The sequence below is a fragment of the Paenibacillus sp. AK121 genome (assembly GCF_019042715.1).
Taxonomy (GTDB): Bacteria; Bacillota; Bacilli; order Paenibacillales; family Paenibacillaceae; genus Paenibacillus; species Paenibacillus polymyxa_C.
Map to the genome: position 1 here is coordinate 137,820 of NZ_JAHPJM010000008.1, position 22,633 is coordinate 160,452.

21 protein-coding genes and 1 riboswitch are annotated in these 22,633 nt (G+C 43.6%); of the genes, 7 read left to right on the forward strand and 14 right to left on the reverse strand.

The window, feature by feature from the left end; translation table 11 throughout:
• Window positions 1-319 precede the first annotated feature (319 nt).
• Window positions 320-892, forward strand: coding sequence for a shikimate kinase (locus tag KSP24_RS16030; protein WP_025677396.1), 573 nt, complete (start codon window positions 320-322; stop codon window positions 890-892).
• 100 nt (window positions 893-992) lie between these two features.
• Here KSP24_RS16030 and aroD read toward each other — a convergent pair whose 3' ends face one another.
• The 3 genes from aroD to KSP24_RS16045 form a co-directional block, all read right to left on the reverse strand.
• Window positions 993-1,757, reverse strand: a complete 765-nt coding sequence (aroD, locus tag KSP24_RS16035; protein WP_064962545.1) for a type I 3-dehydroquinate dehydratase — start codon at window positions 1,755-1,757, stop codon at window positions 993-995.
• A 103-nt stretch (window positions 1,758-1,860) separates the two neighbouring features.
• Window positions 1,861-3,123 carry an MFS transporter gene (locus KSP24_RS16040; protein WP_216975755.1) on the reverse strand — a complete coding sequence of 421 codons (1,263 nt, stop codon included), beginning with the start codon at window positions 3,121-3,123 and terminating at the stop codon, window positions 1,861-1,863.
• A 129-nt stretch (window positions 3,124-3,252) separates the two neighbouring features.
• On the reverse strand, window positions 3,253-4,164 hold the full coding sequence (locus tag KSP24_RS16045) for a LysR family transcriptional regulator (RefSeq protein ID WP_025677390.1): 912 nt from the start codon (window positions 4,162-4,164) through the stop codon (window positions 3,253-3,255).
• Between the two features lie 216 nt (window positions 4,165-4,380).
• Here KSP24_RS16045 and KSP24_RS16050 point away from each other — a divergent pair, with 216 nt between their 5' ends.
• On the forward strand, window positions 4,381-5,571 hold the full coding sequence (locus KSP24_RS16050) for an MFS transporter (RefSeq protein ID WP_216975757.1): 1,191 nt from the start codon (window positions 4,381-4,383) through the stop codon (window positions 5,569-5,571).
• A gap of 27 nt (window positions 5,572-5,598) precedes the next feature.
• A complete protein-coding gene (locus tag KSP24_RS16055) occupies window positions 5,599-6,489 on the forward strand; it encodes a shikimate dehydrogenase (protein WP_216975759.1) in 891 nt (296 codons plus the stop codon).
• Window positions 6,490-6,637: 148 nt separating this feature from the next.
• Here the strand turns inward: KSP24_RS16055 and KSP24_RS16060 are convergent, their stop codons facing one another.
• The 8 genes from KSP24_RS16060 to desA form a co-directional block, all read right to left on the reverse strand.
• The gene (locus KSP24_RS16060) at window positions 6,638-7,864 is read right to left on the reverse strand and encodes an RtcB family protein (RefSeq protein WP_216975760.1); all 1,227 of its coding nucleotides are present in this window, start codon (window positions 7,862-7,864) and stop codon (window positions 6,638-6,640) included.
• Between the two features lie 246 nt (window positions 7,865-8,110).
• Complete coding sequence (locus KSP24_RS16065) at window positions 8,111-9,547, reverse strand: purple acid phosphatase family protein (RefSeq protein ID WP_216975762.1); 1,437 nt, start codon at window positions 9,545-9,547, stop codon at window positions 8,111-8,113.
• Between the two features lie 276 nt (window positions 9,548-9,823).
• Window positions 9,824-10,825, reverse strand: a complete 1,002-nt coding sequence (locus KSP24_RS16070) for a Gfo/Idh/MocA family protein (protein WP_254207848.1) — start codon at window positions 10,823-10,825, stop codon at window positions 9,824-9,826.
• A gap of 191 nt (window positions 10,826-11,016) precedes the next feature.
• Window positions 11,017-11,658, reverse strand: coding sequence for a deoxynucleoside kinase (locus tag KSP24_RS16075; protein WP_058710716.1), 642 nt, complete (start codon window positions 11,656-11,658; stop codon window positions 11,017-11,019).
• Window positions 11,658-12,278: a deoxynucleoside kinase gene (locus KSP24_RS16080; RefSeq protein WP_014599501.1), complete on the reverse strand. Its 621-nt coding sequence runs from the start codon at window positions 12,276-12,278 to the stop codon at window positions 11,658-11,660. Before KSP24_RS16080 ends, KSP24_RS16075 begins: the two co-directional genes overlap by 1 nt.
• Before the next feature lie 169 nt (window positions 12,279-12,447).
• Entirely contained in the window at window positions 12,448-13,047 is a 600-nt protein-coding gene (locus KSP24_RS16085; RefSeq protein ID WP_013369555.1) for a response regulator transcription factor, read from the reverse strand.
• Window positions 13,044-14,177, reverse strand: coding sequence for a sensor histidine kinase (locus KSP24_RS16090; protein ID WP_216975766.1), 1,134 nt, complete (start codon window positions 14,175-14,177; stop codon window positions 13,044-13,046). Before KSP24_RS16090 ends, KSP24_RS16085 begins: the two co-directional genes overlap by 4 nt.
• 60 nt (window positions 14,178-14,237) lie before the next feature.
• Entirely contained in the window at window positions 14,238-15,299 is a 1,062-nt protein-coding gene (desA, locus tag KSP24_RS16095; RefSeq protein ID WP_040102073.1) for a Delta(5) desaturase DesA, read from the reverse strand.
• Window positions 15,300-15,511: 212 nt separating this feature from the next.
• A riboswitch (ZMP/ZTP riboswitch) is annotated at window positions 15,512-15,596 on the forward strand.
• Window positions 15,597-15,709: 113 nt separating this feature from the next.
• Between desA and KSP24_RS16100 the strand changes: the two genes are divergently transcribed.
• The 3 genes from KSP24_RS16100 to KSP24_RS16110 all read left to right on the forward strand — a co-directional run bounded on the left by KSP24_RS16100 (window position 15,710) and on the right by KSP24_RS16110 (window position 18,936).
• On the forward strand, window positions 15,710-16,576 hold the full coding sequence (locus KSP24_RS16100; protein ID WP_216975768.1) for a bifunctional 5,10-methylenetetrahydrofolate dehydrogenase/5,10-methenyltetrahydrofolate cyclohydrolase: 867 nt from the start codon (window positions 15,710-15,712) through the stop codon (window positions 16,574-16,576).
• The gene (locus KSP24_RS16105; RefSeq protein WP_216975769.1) at window positions 16,573-17,208 is read left to right on the forward strand and encodes a cyclodeaminase/cyclohydrolase family protein; all 636 of its coding nucleotides are present in this window, start codon (window positions 16,573-16,575) and stop codon (window positions 17,206-17,208) included. The genes KSP24_RS16100 and KSP24_RS16105 overlap by 4 nt, the downstream gene beginning before the upstream one ends.
• Before the next feature lie 225 nt (window positions 17,209-17,433).
• Window positions 17,434-18,936: a stalk domain-containing protein gene (locus tag KSP24_RS16110; RefSeq protein ID WP_216975771.1), complete on the forward strand. Its 1,503-nt coding sequence runs from the start codon at window positions 17,434-17,436 to the stop codon at window positions 18,934-18,936.
• A 124-nt stretch (window positions 18,937-19,060) separates the two neighbouring features.
• Here KSP24_RS16110 and KSP24_RS16115 read toward each other — a convergent pair whose 3' ends face one another.
• From KSP24_RS16115 to KSP24_RS16125, 3 genes are all read right to left on the reverse strand, one after another.
• A complete protein-coding gene (locus KSP24_RS16115; protein ID WP_019686220.1) occupies window positions 19,061-20,044 on the reverse strand; it encodes a phosphotransferase in 984 nt (327 codons plus the stop codon).
• 168 nt (window positions 20,045-20,212) lie between these two features.
• Window positions 20,213-21,205 carry an ABC transporter substrate-binding protein gene (locus tag KSP24_RS16120; protein WP_216975773.1) on the reverse strand — a complete coding sequence of 331 codons (993 nt, stop codon included), beginning with the start codon at window positions 21,203-21,205 and terminating at the stop codon, window positions 20,213-20,215.
• Between the two features lie 189 nt (window positions 21,206-21,394).
• Complete coding sequence (locus KSP24_RS16125) at window positions 21,395-21,787, reverse strand: winged helix-turn-helix transcriptional regulator (RefSeq protein ID WP_013369546.1); 393 nt, start codon at window positions 21,785-21,787, stop codon at window positions 21,395-21,397.
• 142 nt (window positions 21,788-21,929) lie between these two features.
• Here KSP24_RS16125 and KSP24_RS16130 point away from each other — a divergent pair, with 142 nt between their 5' ends.
• Window positions 21,930-22,604 carry an NAD(P)H-dependent oxidoreductase gene (locus KSP24_RS16130; RefSeq protein WP_025677374.1) on the forward strand — a complete coding sequence of 225 codons (675 nt, stop codon included), beginning with the start codon at window positions 21,930-21,932 and terminating at the stop codon, window positions 22,602-22,604.
• Window positions 22,605-22,633 lie beyond the last annotated feature (29 nt).

A 22,633-nucleotide genomic window follows, 5' to 3' on the forward strand; every position in this document is an offset into this window, starting at 1 on the left:
ATAGAGCGATTACATTTACAATTTGTATAATTCTATTATATTCCTACTTCCAATAATTTCAATACGTTTTTCGGCAAAATATGTCCTTTTTTTCAATTAAGTACACAAAATTGCCTCTTTTATACTTGCGCAAGTTTGTTTTTCTTCAATTTACGCATTAAATAATACTTAAATACCTAGTTTCGTTTGCCTCTTTTATCGTATACCTCATTGCTGATGTGCTCTATACTATTGAATGACACGGTTGATGAACGTATAATGTATTTAGTGCTTTGAAGCGTTACATCTCAACATTACTGGTGAGAAAAGAGTGGTTATCGTGCAAAACAATAGTGAGATTCCATTAAAAGAACAAAATATTGTGCTCATCGGCTTTATGGGCGTAGGCAAAACAACGATCGGTTCCCATCTAGCGCGCAAACTGTATCGCGATTTTGTCGATATTGATCAGGAGATTGAACAAGAGTACAACATGCCTACAACAGAAATTTTCAAAACTTACGGAGAGAAGCGTTTCCGCGAGATTGAAAAAGAACATATTTTGAAGTTGTGCAGCAATACACGCCTCAAAATCATTTCTGTTGGCGGTGGTGCGTTTTTACAGGAAGAGGTGAAGCAGGCTTGTTTGGCTTCCTCCATTGTGTTCTTCTTGGATTTAAATTGGGATTCCTGGAAAGATCGGCTCAAGATGCTGATTGACACCCGCCCTAATCTGCAAAACAAGACGCTGGAGGAAATTGAAAATCTTTTCCGTTCCAGACAGGACATTTACGCGGTGAATCACTCCAAGATCGATACCGATCAGTTGGATGCGGAAGAAGTCGCAGACTATATTATTCAAACGCTGAATCTGGGTTGGGAATTGTATGAACCTACTCGGGGATTGAATTAAGCGTTACAAAAAGGAGGGCCCCAGCATGCTTATCGCTTGGGGTCCTCCTTTTGTGTTCATTGCGGATAACTTGTTCACTAGCGAGCAATACCTGCGTCTTTTAAGAATGGCTATGCAGCACCTGCAATATTTCTCTCAGTTCAGTGACAGGAATCTGTCCCGGCGCGGAAGCTTTCTTGGCAGCACCAAAAGTCAAAGCTGAACCAAACAGTTCTCCGGTCAGACGGCTCACGACACCTTTTCCCGCCATCGACATCGTGATAATCGGCCGATCCGCATACTCTTCTGCCATAGTGCGTGTGGCGTCCAGCAAGGTCAGTACATCGGCTGTATTAGTTGGCATCACCGCTATTTTAGGCAGATCGCCGCCCAATTCCTGTGCCTTACGCAACCGGGACACAATTTCCTCTTTCGATGGTGTCTTTTGGAAATCGTGGTTAGAAATGATCACATATACGTTATGCTTGTGTGCTGCTTCTACCAGTGTCTTCACATCAGCTTCCTCATTAAAAAGCTCTACATCAATGATATCTACTTGTCCCGTCTCGGCCACAGTGCGATTCAATTCCACATAACTTGCAGCACTGATTTCCTTTTCTCCACCTTCTCGGGCGCTACGGAACGTAAATACGAGTGGAATATTGGCTAAAATAGACCGAATTTCATGTAAGGCAGCCTTTACCTTTTCCAGATCCTCCACATGCTCGAAAAAATCGACTCTCCACTCTACGATATCCAGGTCGAGTGTTCGTAAATGGGCAGCCTCTTCCTTCAACTGCTCCAACGTTTCTCCCACCATGGGAACACATATTTTAGGCGCTCCTTCACCGATCCGTACATCTTTTATCTTTACGATTTTTCCCATATCTATCTCACTCCCCAATTACAGTTTCAAGTCGAACATTCACAATAATTCATAGTATAACGCATTCTGAATAAGCATGCAGATGATTAGGTTCAGTCGCTAGTTATTTCGTATCCAGTACGATTTGAGGAGACAATTCTCGTTTTGCAGGAAAAACGGCACTGTAGCGAAAATTAACAAACACCGCCAGTGCGATTCCAAGTGCATTCACGATAATAGCCAGCATAAACACACTGGAAATCTGAGAATGCTTCAAAAGAAAGCCTGTAAACACGGGAATGAGTGTATAGGACAGCGAAGTTGCGGTATAAATAAACCCGGTAATCTGTCCTTTTCGTTGACTAAAAAATTCACTCATTACGGTTAACGTCAGCTGAAGTACACCCGATATTGAAAACCCGATGATACTCGCACAGATAATGGCGGCAGCCCCAGATTTGAAAAGAAGAAGCGCTCCAAAAGCCAACAAGGAAATGCAAGGATAAATAAGGATGATATGAACAGGTTTAACCCATTTTCTCAATACAATGACCAATACAAATACGGAAACCAGCGAACCCATATTGTAATAAACTAATAGCCTCAGAGACTCTGATTCCGTCATGCCGATAAACTGTTGCCCAAAAGTAGGCAGCCATAACTGCACAATATACAGCAAGGTAGGTCCTGTAAATCCAAGCAAGATAAGACACACACCTTCCTGCCAAAACCGCGGTTTACTCGGATCATTTTCCTTTAAATTCCCCGTCTGCTTGGCGCTAGATACAGAAGTACCGCCACTTTGCCCCTTGGCGGGCTGCACGCGCATGTCTGGAAACTTCATTCTGAACAAGTAGATCGCATTCAATGCAAATATCAGTGCTGGTATAAAGAAAGAGAACCCGTAAAAAATATCGTGATTCATAAAAAAGATAATCATTAGCGGTAAAAATGCCGCCCCAATGGATATAAAACCTCTCACCAACACTGTAGCCGAACCAGAGGATTGGGGAAAAGCCTCGATCAGAGCTGGATAAGTACCTGAATCAAGAAAAGAATTCGCTACACCTGCCAGCACAGCCAGTACCATCGCCATCTCAAAGGTGGGACTCAGCGGTATACCGACCAAGAATACGGCCATCAGCAGCCCTGCGGCCACAATAAACGGTTTGCGACCATAGCGGTCGGAGAGCACTCCGGATATGTACAGCGTAAACAGTCTGCCAAACCCCATCGCGGAAACCAAGAGACTGATGCCTGCCTGATCTGTATGCAAATGCTCTGTTAAAAAGGACATGTGTGACGCCAGCATAATATTAAACATGCCGAACAAAAGATAGTTCACATAAAGACCTGTCGCCACTGGAATAGAAGAACGTTTCATCATGAATTCACCTGCTTTTGTAAGTAAGTCTTGTAGTATCAAAACGTGAATCATTTCACATTGCTTGTGTCGATGATGAAGTATAGAACACAATTTAAAATTTATCAAGTTTAAAAATTGCGAGACTCCGGCTTAGACACGCTGATGCGTTTTCAGATAAAACTCCTTGCCATAACTTAGGGCAAAGTTCCGAAACTCTACTACTGCCGGGGATAAGTATCTATTTTTAATGCTGGCTAGATAGATAAAACGCTCGTATTCTGGATTTACAATAGGCAATGTTTTGACGTTAAAATAATCTAACGATGAAATGCGAGGCATAACTCCGATCCCGTAATTGATAGACACCAGTCCTGCCATTGCCGTATCTTCTTCAATCTCGCAAATAATCTGTGGCGTAACGCCTGCCTTGGCGAACAAATTTTCAATAATGGGCCGAACCCCACTCTTTTTGTTGAAGAAGATCACCGGGTAATCCACTGTATCCTTAAGATCAATTTGGTCCAGAGAAGCCAGCGGATGATCAGGGGAAACAATGACCACCAGTTCCTGCTGAGCCAGCGGAATAAACTCCACTTCTGGTTCATTTTCCACGTGAGAGCAGAACGCCACGTCATAGTGTTCCTGCTTCAGACCTTGAATAATATCGTTCGTATTCCCTTGGTGAAACGAAAAGGAAATGTCTTTACGGGCATCTTGAGCTGAAAAAGCTTGGATTATCGCTGGAATGAAGTGTGAACCTAACGTGTAAATGAACGCCAAATCTATATTCCCATGGCTTGGACTCACTAATTCCCGTAAGTTATGCTCCCCCTTTTCCAATTCATCCATCGCGTGCTCCACATATTTCAGAAAAAATCGCCCGTATTTGTTTAGTCGAATATTTCTCCCCTGCTTTTCAAACAGATGAACGCCCAAATCCTTTTCTAATTCTGAAATCGCATGACTTAAACTGGGTTGAGTGATACATAGCCGCGCAGCTGCCTGGGTAAAATGCTCCATCTCTGCAAGTACACGAAAATATTGTAAGTGCTTCAGATTCATAAGAATGTACACTCCCTCTTTAATTCATATTTTAAATTATAGATTCAAACTATGAAAAACGATAAAAATATGCATTGGATTTATAATAACACCCCTTATATAATTAAAACATAGACATTATGTGAATATTTTCACTTGTTTGTGGGCGTACTTTAATAGACCTGGACGATGCCTATCTAGGCCATTGATCTAAAATTTAAGTTGGGAGTTACACTTATGAAAAATCCTTATATCAGAATGGCAACAGGGCTTTATATCAACTATTTTCTTCTGGGTATGATTAATGTTATTCTCTCGTCGAATATGAGCTTTCTGACCGTGCAATTGAACACGGATAAAGCAGCCATCGGCTATCTGGTGTCAGCGATTGGAATCGGTAAACTGCTCGCTCTCGGAGTAGCCGGAAAAATGTCAGATAAATATGGAAGGAAACCACTCATTGTTATTGCATCATTTGCTTATTTAATCTTCCTGATCGGTATTCCGCTTGCACCTAACTACACGTTGGCATTCGTGTTTGCCATTATCGCAGGGCTCTGCAACTCAATGATGGATGCGGGGACTTATCCCGCACTCATTGAAGGGTTCGGAAAAAAAGCCGGGTCTGCAACCGTCCTGGTCAAAGCATCCATCTCGATCGGTGCCATTGTTATTCCGTTCATGATTGCATTTTTTATTAATCACGATATGTTCTATGGATATTCCTTCTTTATTCCAGCAGGAATTTATCTGCTGAACGGAATTTTCTTGTCGATGACCGCTTTCCCCAACCACAAAGCAGAGGAACAAAAGGCTCCAGCCGAGGCTGGTCAATCAACGGATTTGTTCCACAGCGAGCCTAAGTTTTGGCAAGAAGGCTTGTCTCTGATTATTATCGGTTTTACTTCAACTGTATTGTTCATGATCGTTCAGCTATGGCTTCCTACCTTTGGACAAGATGCTCTTGGCATGGACAAAGCCAGCGCCATTAAGCTGCTTAGCTACTATAGTATAGGTTCACTAGTTTCCGTTATTTTGTTGGCTGTGGTACTTGGTAGATTCATTAAGCCTATTACCGTCATGATTGTGTATCCGCTTATTGCCCTGCTTTCTTTGCTGGCTTTAATTGTATGGCACAATCCTGTCGCTACCTTGATCAGTTCATTCTTAATCGGCTTGTCTACTGCGGGTATCTTCCAAATTGCCCTTACGGTCATGACGGAATTTTTCCGCAAGAACAAAGGAACTACGACTTCTCTCGTAAACATAGCAGCCAGCCTATCGTTCATCCTGATGCCTTTGGCTACCGGGAGCATGTCCAAAAGTCTGGGAATTACCTCGGTATTCATTCTAGATATTGCGATTGCCGTAGTCAGTATTTTGCTGGCCGTGTTTGTTGCTTATCGATATAAAAAAGTGTTTTATTAAACTACACAGATAACTTGGAGGCTTATTATGAAAAACGCTGGACGTATTGACGGAAGAACACAATTAATCGGACTGCTAGCTACACCGATCGGACACTCTTTGTCCCCGGCTATGCATAATCTTGCGTTTGAGAAACTGGGGCTAAACAACGCATATATGGCCTTTGAAGTAGGCAATGAACAACTTGAAAAAGTAGTACGTGGGATGCGCACTCTAAACATACGCGGCTACAATGTGTCCATGCCCAACAAAACAGCCATCTTACAGTACCTTGACGAGCTGGACGACAGCGCTAAATTTACAGGTGCCGTCAACACTGTCGTGAATACGGATGGTAAGCTGAAAGGCTACAGTACAGATGGATCTGGTTATGTTCGCAACTTGCAGGAGCACGGCATTGATCTGAAAGGTAAGAAAATGACACTCGTCGGCTCAGGCGGTGCTGCAACACCGATTGCTATTGAAGCCGCTCGAGCTGGCCTCGCTGAAATTTCAATTTTCGCTCGTAATGACCAGTTCTTTGCCCGGGCGGAAGAGAATGTTCGTATTATTAATGAAGAGATGAAACATGCCCAAGTCAAGGCGAATATCTATGCACTAGAGGATCAAGAGAAGCTGCGTGAAGAGATTCTTACAAGTCATATTTTCGCTAATGGTACAGGTGTGGGTATGAAACCGCTGGAAGGCAAAAGTGTCATTGAGGATGTGTCCATGCTTCGTTCCGACCTGATCGTGACCGATGTAGTGTACAGCCCAGCTAAATCCAAGCTGATGGAACAAGCTGAGTCCGTAGGTGCAACCGCCATTAACGGTCTGGGCATGATGCTGTGGCAGGGCGCACTTGCCTTCGAATTATGGACAGGGCAAGAAATGCCTGTCGCTTATATTAAAGAACAGCTTTTTGCTGATCAACTGTAAGACTTAGAGATACTAACAAACACATCAAGCCATGAGTTCCTTCTATTATATATGCATATATGTACTTTAAAGACGATGCTCGGCGAATGAAACTTCTGCCGGGCATCGTCTTTTTTATGGGTACACACCATTCTTCCTTCTCTTTTCATTAATCCTTATATGGGTCAAACTCATTGGCCCCAGCCATGCATACCCCGATTGGCTTCAGCACATGCATAACTTCAACGGTCTCGGAATGAGCGTCCAGTACCTCACGCAGTTTGCGGTAGACGAACGGGCTTTCGTCTGTACCTGCTCCGCGCAGCTCGACACCGTAGTTTCGAACAGCCTCCTCCATCTGTAGGTCCGTAATCTGACCACCGCTACGCGTACGGGTTTTCCAATTCATTTTACCGGCCGCCTGAGTACGACTCATAATACGACCTGCGCCATGGACTGTACTATAGTAGGAATCCCGATTTTCTACCGAATCTTTCCCACGCACAATCACCGAGATATCCCCCATGCTTCCTCCAATAAAGCCCATTTGACCAGGGGCCGAGGGGGTTGCGCCTTTGCGGACCACAATGGTGTCGCGTCCATCATGCTGTTCTTTCCACGCGTAATTATGGTGATTATGCACCGTAAAGTTCGCTTCGGTCCCCATAATACCAAGCACTTGTTCTATCACATGGTCACGTCCTGCATAAGCATAACGTCCGGCAAGGCGCATTGCACGATAGTACATGTCCCCCAGCTCACTGTTCATATCCAGCAGTACAGGCGGCTGATCCATATGTTCTCCCGGCGCCTTTCCGAGAAACTCCCGTCCTGCGGCCAAATTTAGAAACCCGCTTGCTGTTTTATGCCCAAAGCCCCGGCTGCCGAAATGATTGGCAATCCAGACCTGTCCTGTCGCTTCCTCTACAAATACATCAACAAAATGATTGCCACTCCCTACTGTACCCAGCTGTTCTCTCGCCAAGGACTTCAGTTTGTCATGCTCTTGCTTCCCAATCGCTGCATATACCGCCCAATCCGGGTCATCAAACAGCTCATGGTCCACTTGAATCTCATTCACACGACCTACGCCAAATGAAATCTGACGTGCAATCTCATCCATCACGGTTGAAATACGCGGCATAATGTCTGCGGCAGACAGCTTGGTTCTTACTGCCTTATTTCCGCAGCCGATATCATACCCTACACCTGAAGGTGAAATTTGTCCGTCATACACCATCACACCGCCAATGGGCTGACTGTAGCCTTTATGATGATCTGCCATCAGTAGCGCCTGAATCACATTACCATTTTCGGCACATGTGCGGGCTTGAGATAGTGCCCCCGGATCAGGTGCTCCCCATACGCGTACTCCATTGATTTCTTGATAAGCCATCGTTTTATCCCTCCATATTTTGCAAGAAAATTTCTATATGTAAAAGTGAGCATTCTATTTTTAAACTTTGGATCTCTTAATAGCATTATGTACGGTTTACCCGCTTCCGAACAGGGCGTAAGTATTACAAGCACAACATCAGACGTCTCTATAAGAAAGTCCCTAAGAAAATGAAAAAGGATATCCATGCAGCCAAACAGACTGTAGGATATCCTTTTATGATCATTTAGAAACCATTAATCAATTTTACTGATATTTTTTGATGATTCCGAATTGATCCACAATAAAAGGTTTGGCATCATTTTTGTTTTGATCAATTTCGTACGTTACGGCTGTAAGTTTATTTTCGTCGACAGTGATGCCAACAAAATTCTGCACCTGTCCTCGTACAGGTCTACGATTGTCACTCGGATCTGGGCCATATACTGCCGCATGATTCTCTTCAGCTAATTCAAAGAGGTTATAGTACTTATCTCCAAGCTTTTCACTCGGGTTCTTGTAGTAAACTTTAGGGCCAGCAGTTGCTGGGATGACATAGATACTTCCATCCGGATTCACACTATATTCAATCCTCTTTTCATTTAATCTATCTTTTAATTGGGTTGGCGTTGTTGCTTTACCCTCTTGGTTGATTGGTTTCGTCCGAGCATAAATATGATCATGCCCCTGTACGACAAAGTCGATATCAAGTTTGTCCATGAGTGGAGCGATTTGGTTACGAACTCCATTGTTATCCATGATGTCAGCATCTGTTGCATGGTTAGAGGTAGTGTAGGGACCTTTGTGAATATTAACAATGATCCACTTTGCACCTGCCTTTTTGGCTGCCGCAGCATCTTTCTTTAACCATTCAACTTGATCTTCAGAAAAATTGGCATATTTCTCTGAGTCCTCATTGGAGTTCAATACAATAAAGTGAGCATTGCTGTAATCAAAGGAGTAGTACGCTCCCGTTTTAGTAGCAGAACCCGCTGGTTGATTAATATTAAAGTGATCATAAAAAGCGTAGTTCTCATCCTCGTGATTACCTGCTGAAGGAACAATGGTTGTATTCAAAAGACTTTTTTGTGAATGTCCCAACAACCAGTTCCACTGCTCTTCTTTGGTACCGGTATCTACGATATCTCCGTTGTGAACTACAAACTGAGCATTATTTACGGTTTGAAGTGCTTTTTCGAGCGTCTGTGAAGACAATATGGCTTCATCTTCGCTTTTCGCTTGTGTATCAGCTAAATCAATGAAGGTAAATTCACCGTTCTTAGGAGCCGTTTGAAACGTACCTGTTTCGCTCCATATCCCGCGCGCTGCATCACCCACACGATAATAATAAGCTGTGTCCGCTTGAAGACCTGTAGCTACAGCTTTATGGACAAGCTCTTCTGGAGAATTGGTCGATGGAGAGGAAGTGCCTTCAAATGTAAGAGCATTCGTAAAATCAGCTTCAGAAGCCGTTTTCTTGGTTACTTGAACAGTGCTCTTCGTGAAAAGCTTTGAAGTATACCAGGTAAATCCTTTGGAGGCTTTGGTGTCTCCATAAAATGTAGCTGTAACTTTGCTAATACCTTGATCTGTGTTCACTGGTGACTCAGCATGAACAGGTAAGGCTGACAGGCCCGTAATCAAACCTAGCGCAAGAGCAACAGACATTGATGTTGCTGACCACTTTTGAAACTTCTTAAACATGTGTACACTCCTCTGTGCAGTTAATATGTAAAAGTTATAAATATGATCATAACAATCATTTGTTAATACGTTATTTGCTGAGATGTAGTGCTTTGTAAAAATGAGGTTAGGTATATAAACCAAAAAAGGCCTACCGCATGTTTGCAAAATTTGCGAAACCGGTAGGCCTTATTCATGTTCTAGGTACTCTTGACACATAAAACTAGACTGCCCCATATAAGAAGCAGTCGCGGAGTCTTGGAAAGCTAGTAAGGGTTTTGTTAAATCACTAGCCAACTAATGTGCAGAGGTATTTTTCAAATCCGCTTCATAACGAAGACCAAATTGTTGTCTTGCCTCCTCCATCACTTCAGCGACTGTCAGCGAACACTCCAAAGAGTTAATGGAACTGTTGCGTTCCCCACTCTTGATCAGATCAATAAATTCCTGAATTTCATAATACATGGGCTCACGCGTCTGAGCCTTGGTCAAATCCTCAATCGTGCCGTCCCGATAATGAATTTTCACCTCATAGGGCTGGCTGATTTTGTCGATCACCATCGTTCCATACTCACCCTGAATTTCGGCAGGCAAATAGGAATCTGTAATTTTGGAATGCATGACGATAGCATCCATATCCGGATACTTCATCACAATACTACCCTCGCCGTCGACACCAGAGGATAACAGTACACCCACCGCCCGGATCTCATCCGGTTTGCCGAACAATGCCACCATTGGATACAAACAATACACTCCCAGATCCATCAAGGAACCATTCGAAAAAGCTGGATTAAAGGCATTCAGCACCTTGCCCTGCTTAAAAGCATCAAAGCGTGAGGAGTATTGACAGTAGCTTGCAAAATAACGCCGAATCCGGCCTATTTTATACATATGATCCTTTATAATTTTAAAGTTGGGCATAAGCGTGGATTTAACGGCCTCCATCAACAGAACATCATTGTTGCGCGCGGCTTCGATCATGCTCTGCACCTCTGCTGCATTAGAAGCAAAAGGCTTCTCACACAGCACATGCTTTCCATGGTTCATACATAAGATCGCTTGCTCCGCATGTAAAGAATTGGGACTGGCAATATATACGGCATCCACCTGATCACTTGCAGCCATTTGTGCCAGATCTGTAAAAACCTCCGGCTGGCTGTTATATTTAGCAGCAAAGGCTTGGCCTTTCTCCTCTGTTCGTGAGTACACCGCGGTCAGGGAAAATTCGTCTGTCTCTATCGCAGCTTGAATAAATCTTTCCGTTATCCAATTCGTTCCAACGATACCAAAACGCATCACAGTATCCCATCCTTTCCCGTGAGTCATTACAATTAATATATGTTCCTATTCTCGCATTCCAGCCAAGACTTGTCCACTATACCGCTTGTCATCTCCCATGCTTCCACATATTAAAAAGGACTGCGGTCTATCAGCTTAATTTATACTGATTGTACCACAGTCCTTGTATGCTTTTTGAGGTTATATCTCTACTTTTTGGAGATCACCTTGCCCACTTCTGCCAAAATGGCATCCATGGAAGCAGGGTCGTGTACATCGTACTCATCAATGTTGAGACGCAGTACAGGACAGGCATCAAAATCGTTGATCCAATCGGAATATCTGCGATGCATTTGCTCCCAATAGGATCGCTCGGTCTGAATCTCCATTTCGCGGCCGCGTTCTTCGATCCGACTCAGTATGGAGGGCAGGCTGCCTTCCAGATAGATCAGCACATCAGGGTGCGGAAAGAACGGGGTCATGACCATCGCCTCAAATAGGCTAGTATATGTTTCATAATCGGTAGGGTTCATTGTTCCCTGATCGGCATGCATTTTCGCAAAAATGCCTGTGTCCTCATAAATGGAACGATCCTGCACAAAACCTCCACCAGACAAGAAAATGTTCTTTTGCTCCTTGAAGCGTTCCGCGAGAAAATAGATTTGCAGATGAAAGCTCCATCTTTCGAAATCGTGATAAAACTTCTCCAGATACGGATTATGATCGACTTGCTCTAACGAGGTTTTAAAACCAAGACGACTGGCCAAAGCACCTGTTAACGTGGATTTACCTACACCCACCGTACCCGCTACCGTAATCAGGGCATTTGCAGGAATGTTGTAATTATTCACTATATAAGCTCCTTTACATCGGAAACAATTTGTTCAAATTGTGCCTGGTTTTCTACAAAATCAATTTCATTCCCGTTTACGGTCAATATACGAGGGGCAGGTGACTGTTCGGCGAGAAACTGAATGCCTTTATCATAATCCGTAATCAATTGCTCCAGATAGGCAGGGTCCATCTCCTGTTCAAAGGAGCGTCCGCGCTTACGAATTCTGCCCAGCAAGGTATCCAAATCTGCTCTAATATAAACGATAATGTCAGGCTTAGGCATATCATCTGTGAGCAAATGATAGATTTGGCGATATTTTTCGAGCTTCACACCCTTAAGCGTACGTTCAGCAAAAATCAGATTTTTATAGATATGGTAATCTGAAATTACAGGCTGGGCTTTCTCGATGTATTGCAGGCCAGTATCCTCTAGCTGCTTATACCGATTGCAGAGAAAGAACATTTCCAACTGAAAGCTCCACTCATCTATATTTTGATAGAATTTATCGAGAAACGGGTTTTCCTCGACAATCTCTTTGATCATCGGCAAATGTAGCTCGGTTGAAAGCATCGAAGCCAACGTCGTTTTGCCTGCTCCGATCGGCCCTTCAACGGCTATAAATGGGGCTTGTTTCATGCGGTTCTGCTCCTCCTTGTACTCCAGGTCCATCCTATGGACAACTATCCTATTGTATCACAAGGAACTACACTAGAGGCATAGCAAATCTATGGATAAAACAAAAAAACAGAGCAACTATGTTTGGCTTCATAGCGTCCCTGTTCTGCTTAATATTTTTGCCTGTCTCTCATTTGAACCAACCTTTTTCATTAAAACGTGTAATCGCCTCAATTCGGTTGCTGACACCCAGCTTATCGAGAATGACTGAAATATAATTTCGCACCGTCCCTGTTGTTAAAAACAGTTCACCAGCAATCTCTTTGGTGTTCTTTCCGTCAGCAATAAGCGCTAACACGGTCTTTTCACGCTCCGTTAGCGGGTTGACCTCGGCATAAGCATCATCAACCAGTTCTGGAGCGTAAATACGTCGGCCTGCCATAATACTGCGAATGGAGGAAGCCAGTTCTTCACTAGGACTGTCCTTGAGTAAATAACCGTGAGTGCCCGCCTTGATCGCTCGTTCAAAATACCCAGGGCGAGCAAACGTTGTTAAAATAAGCACCTTGCAATTCAAGCCTCTGAGTTCCTCTGCCGCATCCAATCCGCTTTTTATCGGCATTTCGATGTCCATAATGCATATGTCTGGCTGATGTTGCTTCACCAGCTCTATAGCTTCTTCCCCGTTGCTTGCTTTTCCGACTACTTTCATGTCTTCTTCCAAGTCCAACAGGGAGGCTAGAGCACCCAGCAACATACGCTGGTCTTCTGCGATAACGATTCGAATCATGGCCCCACCTCCTCATTCGGCTTTTCAGTGATGTTGGGCACCTTAATGACCAGGGTCGTTCCCTTATCGGAACGCAGTTCCATACATCCGTTCACGAATTCGAGCCTTTCCTTCATGCCTTGCAGACCATGTCCCCGAAAGACTGCATTTTCTCCCATAATACCAACTCCATTATCCTGAATCCGCAGGGTCAATTCCTTACGAGACGGCTCAATGGTGATGGAGCAAGCGGTAGCTCCACTGTGCTTCACTACATTGGTTACGGCTTCCTTCATACACATGCTCAGCACATTTTCATTCATTAATGACGTATGCTCCAGCTTCGGGTCGCCCTCCAAGGTCAGTTCGATGTGAGCAGCCTTTAAAATTTGCCGAATACGTAGCAGTTCATCCTCTAGTCTCATGCCGCGCATTTGAGTAACCATTTCCCGTACTTCTTTTAACGCACTTCTTGCCGTGAGACGAACATCGTTAATTTCGACATGAGCCCGTTCCGGGTACTGGTCCAGTAGCTTGCCTGCCAAATCACTCTTCAGCCCAATGAGTGACAGCTTCTGACCCAAGGTATCGTGCAGGTCACGCGCAATTCTTTGCCGTTCCTCCAGCTTGATCAATTCCGATATTTTCTTATTGGCATCCTCTAATTGGACCTGAAGCCGATCACTCTTGTTGCGATTAAAATTTGTAATCGGAAGGAGGATCACACCGATCAGATTGAGCAAGATAAAAGGAATCTGCTTAATAAAAACAGGATTCTGAGAAACAAATCCATAATTGATTAATCCAATCGTAATAACCATTAAAATTATATACAGCGTCGTAAATGCAGCCTTACTTTTAATATTACCGATCAGATAAGCGATAAATATGGAAAAATACATATAGCTAAATAGCAGCGTCATCGTAATCGATATAGCAATCTGCACACTGGTCCAGAAGTATATGAGCCAGCCTTGAGAGACAAAAGCCAGTACATAACAAGCAAAAAACACCAAAATAATCGCGGTACCCAGAATAATATGACTTGTAGATGAAGAGCTAAAATAGTAAAAGGGCAGGATGTAAAAGACGACCCACACATAAGGGCTAAGTCCCGTATTTCTTTGGAAAATCTGATACCACTTTTGCATCCTGCCACCCTTTTCTACTTTAGATATCCTTATCTTAACATACCAATTTCCGTACAACGTCTATTTTCTATCCGTGCCTACAACAGGTGTGGGGATGGGTTTTGAAGCGCCAACACGTTTGCTAAGCAGCGGCTTTACTTGTTTAAAGGTCAGAAAGGTTTTGGTACTTTCATCCCACAGTCGGAATTTCAAAGATTGCAGACTGCTACTCACTGTGATCGTGGTCGCCTTTTGCAGCAACGGTGTGGCTTCATGAGCTTTCTCCAAATTGTAATTTGGTACTTTCGGGCTCAGGTGATGAACGTGATGAAAACCAATATTGCCCGTAATCCATTGCAATACTTTAGGGAGCTTGTAGTAAGAGCTGCCTTCTACAGCCGCATTAATATAACTCCACTCTTCATCATGCTCAAAATACGAATCCTCAAACTGGTGTTGCACATAGAACAGCCAGATTCCCAACATACCAGAGACAAAAAAGATAGGCGTCTGTACCAGAAGGAATGCCTGCCAGCCAATAGCCCAGCACAACAGTGCATACAATGCAACGATGGATATATTCGTCACATAAGTGTTTATTTTTTCCTTACGTTTGGCTGTCTTGACATTAAACCGATAGGAAATCAAAAAAGTATAGATCGGACCTAGCCCGAACATAACCCAAGGATTTCGATATATACGATAGGCCAGCCGTGTCCATGTGGAAGCCGCTGTGTACTCTTCTACCGTGAGCACCCACATATCACCTGTGCCTCTTTTATCCAGATTACTGCTGGTTGCATGGTGGATCGCGTGACTATTTTTCCATTGGTGATAAGGGCAGAGCGTAATAATCCCTGTAATCGTTCCCACAATATCGTTCAGCTTGCGACTTTTGAAAAAAGATTGATGACCACAATCATGAAAAATAATAAACGTCCGTACCACAAAGCCTGCCGCAATAATGGTAATTGGAAGCGTAAGCCAGTAAGAAACCGCCAGGCTAAGATAAGCGGCATACCACAATAGGATCAGCGGTCCCAAGGTATTGATAAGTTGCAGAACGCTGGATTTCGTGTTTATTTTCTCGTAGGGAGCCATATTTTTTTTCAATTGAGCTAACGGGAGTTGTGTCATACCCATTATGATCCTCCTTTAAAATGCAGCCCATACCTTGATCCTGTCAGGCGTACATGTTGATCTAAGCTCAGTATAAGGAGACCGCTGTATCTGCTGTAGTCATAAACGTCAGTTCGGGCATATGACATTTGTCATATAGACAACTAACCAAACCTGTTTGCCAAATGTTCGCGGGTTTCCTTTCTGCTGTTTTTTTGTTAAAATGTAAGATATATAACGCTGTATGTGACTGGCGAAGTCAGTGGAATCAACCACGAGGGAGCATACAAACAAAGCGTACCGTTCGCCTGGGAGAAGTATTTGCAGAGGATTCGTCTGTCTTGACGACCTTGTGCAAATACTTTTTTTCGTTTTTTAAGACCATGACACCCTGTTGATTCTATTATGCGATAAATTCAGAGGAGGCTCGGACTATGGCTATTATCATGAAATCCAAAGAAGCAGCTGAGCAAGTGTATGCAACGATCCGTTCCCAAGTAGAGCAAATGAAACAGCAAGGACACCGTCCCCATCTGGCAACCCTGTTGGTAGAAGGTGATCCGGCATCTGCATACTATGCACGGACCAAGCAAAAAATAGCAGAGAAGCTGGGCATCTCATTTCATCTCCATACTTTTAATCGTCATGTAAGCGAAGCCGAGCTTCTGCACCTGATCGGCACCCTAAATGATGCATCCCATGTACATGGCATTATGCTGGAACTCCCGCTTCCTCAACATCTTTCCGCCTCCGTTATTAAACAATCCATCGCCCCCTACAAGGATATTGATGGAATTACACCTGATAACAAGCTGGCTACCGTTACGGGTGACGCAGGGCTGTACCCCGCTACACCTCAAGCCTGTATTGAACTGTTGAAGCATTACGGCCACTCCTTGGCAGGCAAAAATGTCACGCTCGTGGGCATTGGGCAGACGGTGGGACTTCCCCTTTTCCACATGCTGCAAAGAGAAAATGCCACCGTCACCGCCTGTCATGCAGGTACACGTGATATTGCAGAGCATCTGAACCATGCAGACATTGCCTTCGTCGCAGTTGGATGCCCTGATGTGATTACGCAGGATATGGTGCATCCAGGTTTGATTCTCGTGGATGCAGGAATTAATGAGACGCTGGAGGGAAAAATCGTGGGTGACGCTGCTCCGGACGTTGTAGAAAAGGTACATGCCATTTCTCCCGTTCCCGGCGGTGTGGGTACCTTAACGACTGCCATTTTGTACAAAAACTTGCTCAAAGCGATACGTCTGCAACATTACTCCAGAGAGGTGATTTATTCATGAGTGAACTGTCGTGGAATCAGTCCATCGCACATTTTCTGAAAGAAGCTGCAAGTGCAGCGCCTACCCCCGGCGGAGGAAGTGTATCCGCGCTGGCTGCGGCACTAGGCGCAGCTATGACCTCCATGACCGCCAACCTTTCACAAGGAGAAAAATTCGCGCAATTCCGTGAACAAATGACGCAAGTCATTAGCAGCATGGAGAGATTGTCTACACATTGTGAGGAACTGATGGCCGCAGACATCCAATCCTTTGAACAGTACATGACCGCGTTGCGTTTGCCCAAAGAAACAGACGAAGAAAAGCGCTATCGTACCCATTCCTTACAAACAGCGGTGATTGCTGCCATTGAGGTCCCTATGCGCCTGCTGGAAGTATGCCGGGACGGACTATCACAAGCCTACAACATTGTTGAAATATCCAATAAAAATGTGATTTCTGATCTGGGCATCGGCGCGATTTTGTTTGAAGCAGCCGCTCAATCGGCCCTGCTTACCATTGATATTAACCTTGCCTCGCTCAAGGACTTGGATGTCAAACAATCCTACGAAGCCAAAACAGCCGTACTCCTCCGTGAAATCGGACAAATTAAAGAGCAAACCTTATTGACTGTTCGCAGTCGAATTGCTAATTAATCAGCTTATAACTGTGCGCAAGTTGTAATAACCAAAATATTCTGCCTATTTGGTGATTACAAATAACCTCCAAACCCATCTTTAATCGTTGGGTTTGGAGGTTATTTTATTGCAATTTATTACTTATGGAAAACTTTTCTATCCTTTCTTCGTCTATGGATAAGAGATATTCTTTAAGAACATTTTTTCTCTTATACACATTGATCAAGAAATGAGGAAAATCGTATGAAAAGACGTACTCTATTACTCAGTATAATCACGTTATTGCTGCTCAGTCCCAGTGTATGGGCAGCCGGAGATGATTCCACATCCCATATTCGCTCCTATGATTCCGGAAGTCTGATTCAATCCGATGGAAGCTTGTGGCTGTGGGGCTATAATCAATCCGTACCGACTCGTATAGAGGGCAAGCCGAACGTTGTAAAAACATTCTCTAATATCATCAACGAAGGCGATCTGGTATTTACCTTGCAAGACCACTCTGCATGGTATGTGCCTAGAAACAATATTTCTGAATCCGTGAAGTTTGTTCCTCTGGAAGGACTACAGAACCTCGCAGCTGTAAGTAGTTTGGGTGATCATATGCTCGCTCTTAACAACGAAGGGAATGTATTTTCAGCTGATCAACTCGGAGATAAAAATATCTTTAGTCGTTTTCAAACCCTGTCTGGCATCGGCGAGGTTGCCCATATAGATAGTTACTATGAGGAAAGACCGGATAATGAGGAGCGCTGGATATTCCTAAGAAAAGACGGAAGTGTATGGAAAAACGCAAAAGCATTGCAGAGCTTCGAACCTATTTCATCATTAAAGGATATTACGGCAATTGCTAAAAACATAGCTTTAAAAAAGGATGGTACCGTGTGGACGTGGCCCATAGAATTTGATAAAAATGTAGCTCCGTCCGAAACTCTATCCGTATCGCAAATTCATGCCTTATCAGGCATCAAGACAATCAAGGCCAATAGGTATTCCAATCTCGCCATTGATCAGCAAGGTCGGCTATGGTTCTGGGGGGCTACCGTTACAGGTGCCTTAGACAATACAACCTACCACAATGCTAATACTCCTATACTGCTAACAGGAGTAAAGGATGTTAAAGACGCCTTTTTCGTTGAACGCTCCATCCTTGCTCTAACCACATCTGGTAATGTATATGTTGCATCTCTAGATGGCGAAAAGTTATCCTCCAATGTCTCCTTTACATTACTTGCCAAAAATATTCAAAGCATCAAAGCAGGCCCACGGCACATCATCATGCAAAAAACAAACGGCGACCTGTGGGGGTGGGGCGTTAACAAACACGCGCAACTCGGTATAGGCGACTATGAATTTCTTTATAGTACGCCAGTTCCTGTGCAAAAGCCGATTCTCGTCCGTCTCAATGGTACACCTGTCCCTCTAAGTAACGGTGTGATTACCCGCAACGGCCAGGCATTTATTCCCCTCCGCTCCGTATTTGACAAACTAGGGGCAGAGGTCACATATGATTACAACAGCAAAATAGCGAAAATGAATCAGTCCAAGGCAGGAGACCACCCCGTCTCTCTAGAAATAAATTTCAAAACCAGCCAAACAAAAGTGAACGGTAAATCTGTAGAACTCACCAATCCGCCCTTCATGGTGAACGGTATTGGTTATCTTCCATTGAGGCTCATCAGCGAAACACTGGGAGCCAAGGTAGATTGGATACAAAAAGAAGATACTATCGTAATTACGACGAAGTAGTAAATAAAAGACCAGTCCGAACATGATTCATGTTGGACTGGTCTTTTGTTTCTATATACTGCGTATAGTATGCAGGAAGTCTTACTCGTTTTGTTTGACGCTTTGTTTTCTATCTCTGTAAGCTCTACATATCTGCTAATAAGTCAGGCAGAACTTTATAATTTCTAGCAAGCCAGTTCATTTCTTTAGCGAATCGGATAGGCACAGAATGTTCGTCCATATTGACGTTGATCCACCAAACACTTTCCATATACCACAGCCATTGTAATGATCTTGTTAAACTGCCCTCTATCATCGTACGCTCTTCCCTGTACCCCGCCATAAATGCTGAAACAAGGGGAAGTTTTAACTGCTTATCCCAAGCAAAAGACATGACTGCTCGGGCAATATCCAACTGTGGATAGTCATAATCTAGTCGATCAAAATCCAGAATTGCACTGAGCATATCATTGTTAAATAGGACATTGTCCGCCCAAAGGTCACGATGGGCCCAACCGGGCGTAAGTGCATCTATCATCTCGATATTAACCATTTCTGTTGCTTTACGCTGGGTTTCGATATCAGCCAAAAGCTCTTTTTTATCAGCTTCCTTCGCTTGTTTCCATACTGAATCCCAATGTGCTAAACGTTCCTTACGGCTGGAAAGCACAAGTTTCGGGGTATTTTTGCTCCTAAGCGTACCGTCGTTTAACAAGCAGTGCATTTTTCCAGTTGCCTTGCCTAGCTCATATAATTGGTAAACATTAGCCTTCCCTGGTGCAACCAGTGTACCTGGACAAAATTCCATCACTAGGAAGCGTTCTCTCCGTTCAGATTCCATAAAAACCTGCCCCTCATGATTTAATAACCGTGGACAGGCCAGACCAAGCCCGTGCAATCTTTTTTGTTGAGAAAACGCCCTCAAAAGATCATCAAAATTATAATATTTATATCTTTGTTTATTATATTGTTTTAATAAAAAAGTCCCATTGTTCGTGGCGATTTTCCATTTTAGATTTAACCACCCTCGTTGGATGGGCACAGATTCAATTATATTTAAACCGAAAAATCGATGAAATGTTTCCATTAGATCAGCCTGAATGATTTCATTTGTTGAGAATGTTTCCAATAGACTCCCTCCTTTCTAATTTGCGTATATTACTCCTTGAAAGATCACATATTTGCTTATTATACTTTGTGTTGTCATTTTTCGTTATTCAGTAATTCAACAAAAAAAGCACCTCACCGCGGTCTGTTGTCCGTGTAGTGAAGTGCTTATTCCAGGTGAATCTCACACCTATTTTTTAGCTTTATTCTCTTTCTCTCTTTCAACCAGCATATCCACAACCATATCAATCTGTCCGGTAATAGCGATCGGATCGTAGCGATAGTACGTATCAAAATCATTAAAAAACACTTTATTATTCTTCACCGCAGGCAGATTCCCCCACACAGCGGACGATTTCAGTTGCTTAAGCGCGGTTCCCTTTTTATCTGGATCATAGGTTGTCAGGAACATGTAATCTGCGTCATACTGCGGCAGTACCTCCATTGAAAGCTGTATGGTTTGTTCCTTGGAATTTGCTGTCTTCTTCGGCATGTTCAGCTTGAGCGCATTGTATACGGCCTGTCCGCCTCGACCCGCATTGTCGCCAAAGATCCAAAGTGCATTTTTGTCCGTCAGCTCATACAAACCGAAAGTTGCCTTTTCGTCAATAACACCTTTCAGACGAGCACGGCCTTCAGCAGCCTTTTTATCAAATGCAGCAATAAATTGCTCAGCCTTCTCCTTTTCCCCAGTGATATCGCCGAACATCTTGACCGTATCATAGATATTAGTCGTCGTACCGTACGGAATGTACAGGGTAGGTGCAATTTTAGACAAAGCCTCATAATTGGTATCCTTCATAACCACGATTAGATCGGGTTTGAGTTCCAGCGTCTTTTCCAAATTGGTCGGATCACCCACCTCTTTGGTTCCTTTTTCCTTTAGCAAATCGGTCAAAAAAGGATTTTTAAACGCAGTCGGCTCTACACCCACCACGTTAGCACCCACGGACAGCAGCTCTCCGCCGTAAAAATCCGTTACAATACGCTGCGGCTTAGCGGGAATTTGAATATCCCCTTTAACCGTTTTAAAGCTTCTTGTCTCTCCAGTAGAAGCCGACTCTTGCTTATCTCCTGAAGTTGAAACGGGATTATTTCCAGTGTTATTTCCGCCGCATGCGCTGATAAATACAGCCAATACAAGCATCAAAGTAGCCAGCATAAAAATCGATTTGTTCCTCAACCTATTAGCCCCCTATGTAATATGGAATAGCCTTATCTCAACATGATAATGATTATCAATATCGTAAGAAATATATCAAGCGCCATCCTTGCTGTCAACTAAAAAGCGAACTTTGTATTATTTCACTACTAAAATAAAAAGACCTGCCAAAATATTGGCCAGGTCTTTTCGTGAAGCCGTCTCAAAAACCTACACATTGGGGCTAGGTTGCTGGAGGCTGCTTGCTGGTGATCGCTGTTTTGTTTTATATTCTTCTCCCCAATCCTTCATCAAGTTAATAATCGGGATCAGTGTTTCTCCAAATTCGGTGAGAGAGTATTCGACCTTAGGCGGAACCTGTTGGTAGACTTCACGGTGAACGACACCATCCTCTTCCAGCTCGCGCAATTGAAGTGTCAGCATACGCTGGGTAATTCCCGGACAGATCCGCCGAAAATCACTAAATCGCTTAGTCCCATACATGAGATGGTATAAAATAATCCCTTTCCACTTGCCCCCAATCACATCCAACGTGTACTCAACAGGACACGCCTGATCATTCCCAGCGGTACACTCACCAAAGCCGCCTTTCCGATTGCGCATTGGCCCTTCTCCTCCTTGGTATCATTTTATATACTACAGCACATTAATGTGCGTACTTCCAAAACGGTCATATATATTCTAATATTAGTCATGCACTTGATAAGCGTCAATTTCAATCACATCCATAAGGAGTGGAATCACGATGGAAACCCTAACAACCACTAAAGATCAAATTTTAGCTGCATACAAGTTCAGACATGCTACAAAGGAATTTGATAGTCATAAGAAAATTAGCGATTCCGATTTTGAGTTTATTCTTGAAACCGGTCGTTTATCTCCAAGCTCGTTTGGCTTTGAACCCTGGAAATTTGTTGTCGTCCAAAGTAAAGAGATGCGTGAGAAACTGCTGCCCTATTCTTGGGGGGCTACAAAACAGCTACCAACAGCAAGCCATTTCGTACTTATTCTCTCCAGATTGCCTAAAGATATGGTAGCTTCATCCGATTATATCAAGAATATGATGGAAAACGTGCAGCAATTACCTGTTGAAGTGATGCAAGGCAAAGAGAAGGTATATGATGCCTTCCTAAAATCAGATTTTGCGCTTGAGGAAAATGAAAGAGCTATGTTCGAGTGGGCATGCCGACAAACCTATATCGCTCTGGGCAATATGATGACTGCCGCAGCTCAAATCGGCATTGATTCCTGCCCGATCGAGGGTTTTAATAAACAAGAAATTGAACGCATCCTTTCCGAAGAAGGCATTATGGATGCCGAGCATTTCGGTATTTCTTGCATGGTGGCTTTTGGCTACCGCCTGAACGAACCGCGCGACAAAACTCGGCGACCTGTAGATCAGATTGTGGAGTGGGTATAAAACGCGGAATATCCTTCTTTAAAGCAAAG

Excerpts from the sequence above, each read along its gene's own strand:
- KSP24_RS16090 (WP_216975766.1), bottom strand. The coding sequence starts at position 14,177 with ATGCAAAAGTGGTATCAGATTTTCCAAAGAAATACGGGACTTAGCCCT.
- KSP24_RS16060 (WP_216975760.1), bottom strand. The coding sequence starts at position 7,864 with ATGGCTTATCAAGAAATCAATGGAGTACGCGTATGGGGAGCACCTGAT.
- KSP24_RS16110 (WP_216975771.1), top strand. The coding sequence starts at position 17,434 with ATGAAAAGACGTACTCTATTACTCAGTATAATCACGTTATTGCTGCTC.
- KSP24_RS16080 (WP_014599501.1), bottom strand. The coding sequence starts at position 12,278 with ATGAAACAAGCCCCATTTATAGCCGTTGAAGGGCCGATCGGAGCAGGC.
- KSP24_RS16105 (WP_216975769.1), top strand. The coding sequence starts at position 16,573 with ATGAGTGAACTGTCGTGGAATCAGTCCATCGCACATTTTCTGAAAGAA.
- desA (WP_040102073.1), bottom strand. The coding sequence starts at position 15,299 with ATGGGTATGACACAACTCCCGTTAGCTCAATTGAAAAAAAATATGGCT.
- KSP24_RS16040 (WP_216975755.1), bottom strand. The coding sequence starts at position 3,123 with ATGATGAAACGTTCTTCTATTCCAGTGGCGACAGGTCTTTATGTGAAC.
- KSP24_RS16085 (WP_013369555.1), bottom strand. The coding sequence starts at position 13,047 with ATGATTCGAATCGTTATCGCAGAAGACCAGCGTATGTTGCTGGGTGCT.
- KSP24_RS16130 (WP_025677374.1), top strand. The coding sequence starts at position 21,930 with ATGGAAACCCTAACAACCACTAAAGATCAAATTTTAGCTGCATACAAG.
- KSP24_RS16100 (WP_216975768.1), top strand. The coding sequence starts at position 15,710 with ATGGCTATTATCATGAAATCCAAAGAAGCAGCTGAGCAAGTGTATGCA.
- KSP24_RS16050 (WP_216975757.1), top strand. The coding sequence starts at position 4,381 with ATGAAAAATCCTTATATCAGAATGGCAACAGGGCTTTATATCAACTAT.
- KSP24_RS16055 (WP_216975759.1), top strand. The coding sequence starts at position 5,599 with ATGAAAAACGCTGGACGTATTGACGGAAGAACACAATTAATCGGACTG.
- KSP24_RS16070 (WP_254207848.1), bottom strand. The coding sequence starts at position 10,825 with ATGCGTTTTGGTATCGTTGGAACGAATTGGATAACGGAAAGATTTATT.
- aroD (WP_064962545.1), bottom strand. The coding sequence starts at position 1,757 with ATGGGAAAAATCGTAAAGATAAAAGATGTACGGATCGGTGAAGGAGCG.
- KSP24_RS16125 (WP_013369546.1), bottom strand. The coding sequence starts at position 21,787 with ATGCGCAATCGGAAAGGCGGCTTTGGTGAGTGTACCGCTGGGAATGAT.
- KSP24_RS16045 (WP_025677390.1), bottom strand. The coding sequence starts at position 4,164 with ATGAATCTGAAGCACTTACAATATTTTCGTGTACTTGCAGAGATGGAG.
- KSP24_RS16065 (WP_216975762.1), bottom strand. The coding sequence starts at position 9,547 with ATGTTTAAGAAGTTTCAAAAGTGGTCAGCAACATCAATGTCTGTTGCT.